Origin of the sequence: Salinivibrio sp. MA440 (assembly GCF_001996265.1) — a bacterium.
In the GTDB taxonomy this organism is placed as follows: Bacteria; Pseudomonadota; Gammaproteobacteria; order Enterobacterales; family Vibrionaceae; genus Salinivibrio; species Salinivibrio costicola.
Genome location: NZ_MUFI01000075.1, coordinates 1 through 6,907, shown reverse-complemented (window position 1 = coordinate 6,907; position 6,907 = coordinate 1). Strand labels below are relative to the sequence as shown.

At 42.1% G+C, this 6,907-nt stretch carries 8 protein-coding genes; 3 read left to right on the top strand and 5 right to left on the bottom strand.

The features are described 5' to 3' along the window. The first annotated feature begins 146 nt into the window (after positions 1 to 146). Together BZG80_RS15265 and vapC are read left to right on the top strand one after the other, a co-directional pair. Positions 147 to 341 carry a type II toxin-antitoxin system VapB family antitoxin gene (locus BZG80_RS15265; RefSeq protein WP_077460653.1) on the top strand — a complete coding sequence of 65 codons (195 nt, stop codon included), beginning with the start codon at positions 147 to 149 and terminating at the stop codon, positions 339 to 341. A gap of 5 nt (positions 342 to 346) precedes the next feature. Further along, positions 347 to 739: a type II toxin-antitoxin system VapC family toxin gene (gene vapC, locus BZG80_RS15260; protein ID WP_241824056.1), complete on the top strand. Its 393-nt coding sequence runs from the start codon at positions 347 to 349 to the stop codon at positions 737 to 739. A gap of 60 nt (positions 740 to 799) precedes the next feature. On the opposite strand, the gene BZG80_RS15255 is transcribed toward vapC, so the two are convergent. Next, a complete protein-coding gene (locus tag BZG80_RS15255) occupies positions 800 to 1,423 on the bottom strand; it encodes a peptidase E (RefSeq protein ID WP_077679740.1) in 624 nt (207 codons plus the stop codon). A 333-nt stretch (positions 1,424 to 1,756) separates the two neighbouring features. Here BZG80_RS15255 and BZG80_RS16020 point away from each other — a divergent pair, with 333 nt between their 5' ends. Then, on the top strand, positions 1,757 to 2,713 hold the full coding sequence (locus BZG80_RS16020) for an IS110 family transposase (RefSeq protein ID WP_198532968.1): 957 nt from the start codon (positions 1,757 to 1,759) through the stop codon (positions 2,711 to 2,713). A 21-nt stretch (positions 2,714 to 2,734) separates the two neighbouring features. On the opposite strand, the gene BZG80_RS15245 is transcribed toward BZG80_RS16020, so the two are convergent. The 4 genes from BZG80_RS15245 to BZG80_RS15230 form a co-directional block, all read right to left on the bottom strand. Next, entirely contained in the window at positions 2,735 to 3,268 is a 534-nt protein-coding gene (locus tag BZG80_RS15245) for a hypothetical protein (protein WP_077661672.1), read from the bottom strand. Between the two features lie 96 nt (positions 3,269 to 3,364). Beyond that, complete coding sequence (locus tag BZG80_RS15240; RefSeq protein WP_077661671.1) at positions 3,365 to 3,982, bottom strand: AbiV family abortive infection protein; 618 nt, start codon at positions 3,980 to 3,982, stop codon at positions 3,365 to 3,367. Positions 3,983 to 4,009: 27 nt separating this feature from the next. Beyond that, on the bottom strand, positions 4,010 to 5,137 hold the full coding sequence (locus BZG80_RS15235; protein WP_077661670.1) for a DUF3800 domain-containing protein: 1,128 nt from the start codon (positions 5,135 to 5,137) through the stop codon (positions 4,010 to 4,012). Between the two features lie 124 nt (positions 5,138 to 5,261). Continuing rightward, positions 5,262 to 6,907: AAA family ATPase (locus BZG80_RS15230; protein ID WP_108744129.1), on the bottom strand; the 1,646-nt coding region annotated here is incomplete at its 5' end.

Below are 6,907 nucleotides of genomic sequence, written 5' to 3'. Positions count from 1 at the left end.
ATTTTAAATAAATATAACGCCCGGCTCACGCGCCGGTTTGGAGCCGCGAAGCGGCGGAAAATCGGTCGCTGTGCAGCCGATTGTTATGTTCTTCCTGACGTGCTAGATTGTGTATGGAAACCGAAATCGATACACATAGGTGCGACATGAGAACGAACATCGTCATAGACGACCAGTTGATGGCAGAAGCTCTCAAAGCCTCCGGCTACGAAACCAAAAAAGAGGCTGTTGAGCAAGGTCTAAAACTTCTAGTTCAGCTTAGCAAGCAGCAGGAAATTCGAAAACTGCGAGGCAAAATCAAGTGGGAAGGCGACCTGGATGAAATGCGGGGCGCCGGATGATATTGGTGGATACCAGTGTATGGATCGACTATTTCAACGGAGTCAAAAACCCGCACACTGACCTGCTGGATGCCTCAATAGTCCACGGATCCGTCGCTATCGGCGACCTCATATTTCTGGAAATCCTTCAAGGCATCCGCAACGACAAACACTATCGTCAGACCAAACAGAGCCTGCTCTCGCTGGAGCAGTATGAAATGTTTGGCAAAGACATGGCACTTGTTTGCGCTGACAATTATAGGGCACTTCGCAAAAAGGGCATCACAATCCGAAAAACTGCCGACGTGATCATCGCGACTTTCTGCATAGAGAAAAAGCTACCTTTGCTGTTTTTGGATCGCGACTTTATCCCCTTTGTTGATCATCTTGGGCTTGAGCCTGCCCTCAGAGAAACATAACGCTTTACTCACCGGAAAATGACGAGCGTCAGCGAGTTATTTTTCCAATGCAGTAAATTGTTAAGTTTTTTCACCCCAGACTTCAAATTTATTGTCATGTATGACAATCGCTTGTGTGTTGCTAATGGGGCAAAGATCTATTTCGTCCTTATAACTAGAAATGATTTTCTCGACTGACTCTTTGAATGGGAAGTTTGTATGGTGAGGAACCGGATAAAAATCAATCATTCCTAATGATGAAAACGTGCCAATGTTCGGCGCGGCAGTGAAATCATCCATTTCTTTTACATACTCAATAYTGCGTGAAAGCACAATGGAACCAGCAGACTCACCAATATACATTTTCCCTGAATTTACTTGTTCAGATATAACTGTGTCCGCGCCTGTTCTTTTCAGCTCTTGAAGGAGAAAGAAGGTATTACCACCAGTAACATAGATATAGTCATTCTTTTTGAGCGTACTATCTATTTTTTCTTTGGTTGCCGTTGAAATTTCAAGTTCGTCAACAATTAGCCCGCGTTCTTCAAGGGCCTTTTTGCCAGCATCCACATAAAATGTAACATCTTCGACAAGACTCGCCGTAGGTATGAATGTAACAGTTTTTCCTGCGCATTTTTCCTCGGCGAACTCCACGAATAAATCTGCCACATCCACGAAAGATGAAGTTAAAAAAATCTTTTTCATTACATTTCCTTTCTTCCCGAACACTTTTCTAGAAACTTAACGCCCGCTTAAGGGGTGAGTGAATGTGTGCCCAAATTGTAGCGAAGCGAAAATGGCACACGTTTACGAATCCCTCTTGAAGCGTTTGTATGGATAATCTCACCCGTATTTGGGTAAAGTGAGACCCAGGCTTTAGCTGCAACTAAAGCTTTCTAATGTGCAGTTCGATTGAACGCTGGCTCCTCTGTCGAGAGACCGATAACAAACATGAACGCACCTTAGAACTCCAAGCACCAAACTCGAATACTCGACTGGGTCTCGAACCCGTATTACGCAAACAAGAGTTAGCTTATTATGAATACTGCATCCAATCAAAACATCTACATCAGCGTCGATACCGGCAAAGCGCAACTCGACATCTACGTCAGACCAACTGCGCACTTCTTCTCTGTGCCAAACACTGATAAAGGCATTAAAGATGCATTGAAAATCATCAAGCCATATCAGCCTGAGCGCATCATCATTGAAGCCACTGGCCGATTAGAAATGCCCTTTGTGATCGCGTGTATTGAAGCCAATTTACCCATCGTACGCGCCAACCCTGTGCACATTAAACGCTTCGCCGGCGCCATTGGCCGAAGAGCGAAAAATGACCGGTTAGATGCTGAGTTAATCGCACATTATGGCGACGCCATTAAGCCTGAAATCACCATTATCAAGGCGGAAAATATACGTTTAATGAGTGATTTAGTCATCAGGAGAAACCAGCTCCTATCTATGCAAACGATGGAAAAGAACCGCTTGCAGATACTGCCCAAAACCTTGCATTCAACCATCAAACCCATGCTCACTGCGATAAAAAATCAAATCACCAACATCGAACAAAAACTCGTGAAGTTGATTGAAGTATGCCCTGAATATCAGACTAAAAATACGCTCTTACAAAGCGTGCCTGGCATTGGCAGCATTGCGGCAGCATCTATCATCAGTAACGTCCCTGAGCTGGGCTATATAACTAACAAACAAGCGGCATCACTCATTGGTGTTGCACCCGTGACAAAAGAAAGTGGGCGATATAAAGGCAAACGAGTGATCCAAGGTGGACGTGCTCAAGTTCGTACCGTGTTGTATATGGCGATGATGTCTGCGATGCAATGTAATCCTGTTTTTAAAGCGACGTATACCCGATTAGTCGCCGCTGGAAAGCCGAAAAAAGTCGCCATTATTGCCTGTGTGCGCAAGATGGTAGTGATCTTAAATTCGATGCTCAGAGACGGCGTGATGTGGGATAAAAATCTCGCTAAAATTTAGGATTGACGACATACTCGTTTGTTATGCAACTGGAACCCCGTCAAAACAGATTACTGCATAAAGATAACGACCTTCTTGAGTAGACGCCCAAATTTCGCCGTTTTTCCCAAGAGATTTTTTTGCATAACCATGTTCTGAAAGCCACTGAAGTGACTCTTTAACTTGAACTCGAGTCAAACTAGTTTCTTTTGATATTCCTGAAACATAGCGCCACGTATATTCGTGGCTTTGTAAAGACTCTAAAACAGATTTAGCATTGTCAGGGACTAGATTAACATTAGGTACCTGAGATTCGGTTTCGTCAAACAAATCAGTAGGAGATTCTATTTCCTTTTCTAATACCGCTTTGATCTGCTCTTCTCTAAGTTGTGCTTCAACGCCAGCTGCTTTAAAACTTTTGAATTTATCCAGATTCGCGAATACTAAGCCGAGAAATCCTGCTGCAATGGTTAATCCCATTTCGGCAGGCTTACTATTGTAGCCAAAGTAAATAGAAACCCCGAGTAAGACGAAAGCAGATACCATTTCCAAAACTTTATTTGATTCAATCTTCATTGCTTGATGACCTACTCCGATTTCAATTAAGTTACATAACGCCCAACTCAGCGGGCAAATTGAGCGCAGCGAAATTTGATCCGCTGCAGTTGCTTGTTAGCTGCCTTTAAGTGCAGCCTCGACTTCCAAATATAATTCATCAGTTGTATCACATATTTCAGACGCTTCTGCAGTCATACCCCAAAACTCATCGCAATAGATTTCAATTGCGATCAGCAAATGTTCCGCAGCCAAACGCAGATCTACGCTATTTGCAGGAATTTGCAACCCTTTATTTGTGCGTGCAAAGTACAATGACTCTTCTCTGAGCGATGAATACTTACCAGATTCATAACCCTCAAATATCTCTTTTGCTCTTTCAGCACCTATGCTTTTTGCAATGCGATCACCAATTAAGTAAATAGGGTCAACCGAGATTTCGTGCTTTTTGGCATGATGGAAAAGAGGATCTTTACCACGTTTTACTTTTTCTCGCTCATCTCCCCACGCACGCATGTGACCTGCTTTTATCTTAGCGATTTCTTCAAATATCGTGATAGATAAAAAAAGAGAAGGCGCAAAGCTACCGTTCATGAATAACGAATATGATGCGCGTATTAAATCGCAAACGTGAGCAACAGCAGCATTGTACTCGTCACGACCATGTAATCCGGTATATTCATCTGAAACGACTAAGGATGCTTCATGCGCTATGTGGAATCCCTTTTTCTCCAAGTTGCCTCCCGTGCAGCTAACATTGTATTAAGCATTTCCATTTACAGCTAGGAGCCTCCTTTCCTCATCCATCCTCAGCATTTCTTTACCTTTTTCCATTTGTTCATCAGTAGGGTCAGGTAACTCTTCGAACCATTTAGACCATCGACTTGCTATTGCATTGATAGACACCTCATCGGTGAGCCCACGGTGTAATTGGCCTTTAATAAGAGAAAATAGCTCCGGCGCTAACTCTTTCTCATCCATAAACCTCTTAAAGACCCAGAGGTATATATCTACCAATTCAAGACCAGTGCTATCAGTACCAGCGGTACACGAAATAGGCGTTTCCGGCATACCACTAAAATCAATTTTAGGGAGCCCCGGACCGTTAACCAAAGGAAGACCTCTCCCTTTTGCGTAAAAATCTGAGAGTTTCTTTTGCGCAGTATTAAACTGTGATTGCTGATCAACAATTATTTGTGACGCTGTCTTCCCGTTCTTTAGCAATCTAGATGCGATGCCGTGCATCACTGATTGAAAGCCAATCAGGTTGGGCGTTATTTGTAATAGATCCTTCTTGTTTTTTACGTTGTAATATATTTCGTCTGGATTCGCAGCAGCCCACGTTAAGGAGTCAGTGATAACTTGACGAGACCGCTCATCAAGTAAGCTGTCGACTCTAGATATTAGCGTATTACATATATCTACTAAGGAGGCATTAGCTTCATTGGTTTTTAGATTTATTCTAGCTGCCCATGCCGCCTTCAATAGCTCCTCATCAAACAATGAGGCTAATTTTAAAAGTAATACATACCGCATTGGGGTCCAATAAGACGTCCAAGGGACTGCTGGGTTCACACCCTGATCAAATACTTGGTCAAAAAAACTAATAAGAGCGTGATCGACTTTAGCCACGCGATAAATATCAAACCGGAGATCATAGCGTTTTCTCAATGATTCAATATCTTTGACTATTGTTACTAATTTTCCATTGCCAAGCTCAGATGCATGAAGCCTCTTAACCCCAAGCTTCTTTCTGATTTTCTTTACTCTACCTTCTGCAGCTGCATCCAAATTTATTTTACTCGACAATACGCCGTAATAGAGTATTGGCTGGGCCTCATCAAAAAGATTCGGGCCAGTGTGTCCACTTTCATCCACATAAAAATACAAGCTCTATTCTCCATACTTACTTTAGATGCTTAACGCATGCAGCATGCGTGGCTTTGTAGTGGAGGCGAAGCCGCAACGAAAAAGACGTCGCCGTGCCTGGCCTTGTTATACGCTTAGTCACTAATCATTGCACAACTTCAAGCATTTCATCATAATGAACCTCATCGACTTCTTGAAGCCAAGCAAAAATATCACCAATCACATTTTGACTTTCACCAACAAGGTTTTCCGAAGATTCCTCATTAATCTCAATAACAATACTATGAGAATATTTATTGATGAATCGGTAAATCTTTTCCTTTGTCGCTTCATCCGTAACTTCGCAACCCTTCAGACCACGATCCATTAACTGGGCAATATCACTTCGATACTTTGGAAACTTGAAGCTAAAGAAAGATTCAAGCAATTTCCTCGCAAGATTAGCCGTCAAGAATGCCTCATCCCGTGATAATTCTGGGCTATTTCTGTATGCATAGAGCTTTGAAAAAATGTAATGGTATTCTGAGTTGTAGTTCACTAAGCTGGGATCAGCGTCTTTGAATGTCGAATGACGGGGAATTGCTGTTGACGCCTCAATGGTATAAAAGAACGCACTTGGTTCTTTAGGTGGATGCTTTCTTTTCCTATTACGGTTTACCCCTTCAAACCAATCTCTAATTAATTTAAAGTAGGTGAAATTGTGTGTAAATACAAATAATTGCTTTGCTTTATCACAATTACTTCTAAGGAACGAATATGCATGGAACAGGTGGTTTGAATCAAAGCTTGATACTGGATCATCGACTACAACAATAGTGTTCTCTATTTTGTTGTCGTTTTCTTTTAGCTTGGTTATAAAGTAAACGAACGCAATGGCAGTTTTCTCACCTTCACTCAGATTCCCTTCCACCAGATCGGTATCATTCCGAAGTATTTCATAACCCTTTTTTTCCGGATTAAAATGAAGAGTTATTTCACTGCGACCAAGAAACTTGTGGAGCGATTCGTTAAACTGATCAGCCCCCAAACCTTCATTTGACAGCGACTCTTCAAGAGTTCGAATTTCGGTATTTCTATTATTTATCGCTCTTTTTAAATCATTGTTTTCGGCTGCGCGTTTAGCAACCTCAACTTTCTTGTCGTGGTAACCAAAATCCTTTACTTCAGTGGTTACATAATGAAGCTCAAGCTGTTTCTTGGCTTTGTCTGTTTCTTCTTTAAAGTTGGCTGATTTGTGATTGTGTTTTTCAACAGTTGCACTAATAGCGGCCATGGCATCATTGAAAGTTTGTATGGACGATTCTTTGATAGCCTCTATTGAACGATCTGTTTCAAGCGGATTTTCAGTCTTTTTCTTCAGGGCAGTGTGCCAAGCTGATATTTCTTCGTTCAGGTCTATAATAGCTTTTTCCAAATCTGCACAGGCTTCACTGTATTTCTTTTTAAGTTCTTCGTAAAAGTCACCTGCCGCAGGAAGCATTGGAGCTTGTATGTATTGACCTGAAAGCCAGCTATCAGCCTTTACARGCCGCTCTTGGAAGGCTTTATAATCATTATTGAAATGGGCCTCAAGCCGTTTGATCCGCTCTTCAGTGATGGTGTTACCGCAAAATTCACATTGGTTTGTATCGTGACGCTTGTGAAGAGAAAGGCCGGTCTCCACCCAAGATTTTATATCTCCATGCTCAACAAACCGTTGAATGGTTTTGCTCACCACACTGGTATTTAGAAGATCATCAAGGCGATCTTTCGCCTTGGAAAAAGTTTCCTTACTTATGCTCTGTTTAGTGA

What these genes read in the sequence shown, in the direction of transcription:
- BZG80_RS15245 (WP_077661672.1), bottom strand. Translation starts at nt 3,268, where the DNA reads ATGAAGATTGAATCAAATAAAGTTTTGGAAATGGTATCTGCTTTCGTC.
- BZG80_RS15265 (WP_077460653.1), top strand. Translation starts at nt 147, where the DNA reads ATGAGAACGAACATCGTCATAGACGACCAGTTGATGGCAGAAGCTCTC.
- BZG80_RS16020 (WP_198532968.1), top strand. Translation starts at nt 1,757, where the DNA reads ATGAATACTGCATCCAATCAAAACATCTACATCAGCGTCGATACCGGC.